Here is a 2,027-nt window from a genome sequence, read left to right as displayed (position 1 = left end):
CTGTGGCCAGTTTTTGTTGACCACTACATAGCTCCGCTTCAGGATGCGGTTGATTTAGATATGGCAACAGATGATGAAACGAAACTGTTACTGAAATGGAAAAAATATCGCGTGCTATTGATGCGTGTTGATATAAAAAATACAGAGTGGCCGAAAAAACCAGAGAGCAATCTATAAGAGAAAACTCGTTATTGGATGAAAAACGAGGTGTCTAATTATAACTGTATATGGTTTTTATAATGATACTTCCTTCAAATTTATAGTATCTCATATACTCTAGAATATAGCTCTAAATTAGGATATCGTTGTATACGGCAACCACCCCATTTTTATTTCTGATAGGGATATAACCCGTCGAAAGAGACGGGTTATTCATTCGTTAGTACGTTTTATATAATAGCGGGCAACTTACTATAGGTTAAGTTTTTTGTTAAATACTAGTATTACTCTTTCTTCAAAGTTCAAAACTTCGTCAGGCTTACCTAATTGTTCTTGAATACCTGCAAGGCAGGATGTCATTTCTTTGCATCGTTCGGGTTCGTTAGCTACGGAAACGGCTATAAATTGTCGCTCAGGAGCAGAATTGAACGCCTCCTTGCTATGCCAAGAAGTCAGTGTCTGTTGTCTCACGCCAGTAAAGTCAATTTTCCCCGAATCAGCATTAAAGAAAACAGGAGTTATCTGTATGTCCCCACCAGATAACCAATTTACAGTCATTGACATATCCCAAAAAGAGCCGTACCCATAATGGAGATTATTTTTTTTTAAAAAATCAATGTATGATTTAACAGTCTTCTCCTGATCGTGTAATGGTGATGCATTATTTATGTAAGAGTTAATTGAACTGATTGAAAAAGAAAATGCGATTAGATAAAATAATATCTTTGCTTTTGTTGATGTGCCGATACAACACAATATCAGTGCGAAACAGGTAACATTCATAAAGAAACGCATGCTAATATAATCAGGAGATTTATAGCTCAGTATGAATGATGAGACAATACCTGCGATAGATAATAATGAAAATAACACAATATAAATGCGGTATTTGTTTTTTTTATTATCCGAAAAAACAAACCACGCAGATGTAATAATGGCAATGAACCAAATGACAAATGAGGCGTAAGATGTTGCGTTATTGTCGATAACTAATAAATTAAGACCTTTTCCTATTAATAGAATGCACCATTTTGCATTTAAAATTATATCATTGAGTGATACAATTTCAAATTGATGGGGAGGTATGTCAAGTAGATTTTGCAATACATTGGAAAGAGAGATTAAACATGCAAATAGTATTAATGCAGTATGCTTAAATAATTTTTTATCCCATACGGAGAATAAAAAGTAAGATATTAATAGTGGAATGAAAAATGCAGCCGTAAACCACGGATCGGATACGCTGGAAAATAATGCTGTCAAACTTAAGAGGAGAGTGATAAATATACTTTTATACTGTATGTTGAAAACAGATATAAGCAAGCATAAAAAGCCAAAAGCGTTTGTTGAATTATGAGAAAAAGGATGTGATACAAAACCATAAGTGTATGAAAAATATGATATTAGAGATAGAAGTATAATGGAAACCAAAGCAGGAGTAAACCCGAATGCCTTACGTAGCGTTAACATCGCTGCTATTACTATAGCAATAGAGAAAACTGCAGTTGATAATCTTAATGCTACTAAGCCATCATCACCTAACAGCATAAAAAATAAAAAGTTAATTGGGTAAACGGTGAAATACCAATTATCCACGGTTGGTTTCCAGTCGTGGATTGATGATATACCATTCTCTAAAATATGCCTCCATACAATTGGGCTGTTAGCAACATCCGGTTCAACTGGAAAGTATCTGGTAGTCAACCAAATTATTAGAAGTGCTGATAAAGCCAATAATATTTTTAATGCTGATTGTTTAATACATATGCTCATGGTTATTTTCTACCTTTTCTTTAAAATATACTTAGGTCTTGATTTTGTTTCTAAGTAAATTCTACCTGGTAGTGACTCCAACTTACTGATAGTGT

The 2,027-nt window shown here is 33.8% G+C and carries 2 protein-coding genes; one reads left to right on the top strand and one right to left on the bottom strand.

Translation table 11 applies throughout. The annotated features are described in order from the left end of the window. On the top strand, positions 1-177 hold a 177-nt coding region (locus tag EQY_RS25420; protein WP_138984138.1), incomplete at its 5' end, for a tail fiber assembly protein. A 234-nt stretch (positions 178-411) separates the two neighbouring features. Here the strand turns inward: EQY_RS25420 and EQY_RS27155 are convergent. Continuing rightward, positions 412-1,932, bottom strand: coding sequence for a glycosyltransferase family protein (locus EQY_RS27155; protein WP_237712299.1), 1,521 nt, complete (start codon positions 1,930-1,932; stop codon positions 412-414). Between the last annotated feature and the right edge of the window lie 95 nt (positions 1,933-2,027).

Source organism: Escherichia sp. TW14182, assembly GCF_000208525.1.
Lineage (GTDB): Bacteria > Pseudomonadota > Gammaproteobacteria > Enterobacterales > Enterobacteriaceae > Escherichia > Escherichia ruysiae.
Note: the sequence above shows the minus strand (reverse complement) of the source record. Positions and strands in the feature narration are given on the sequence as shown.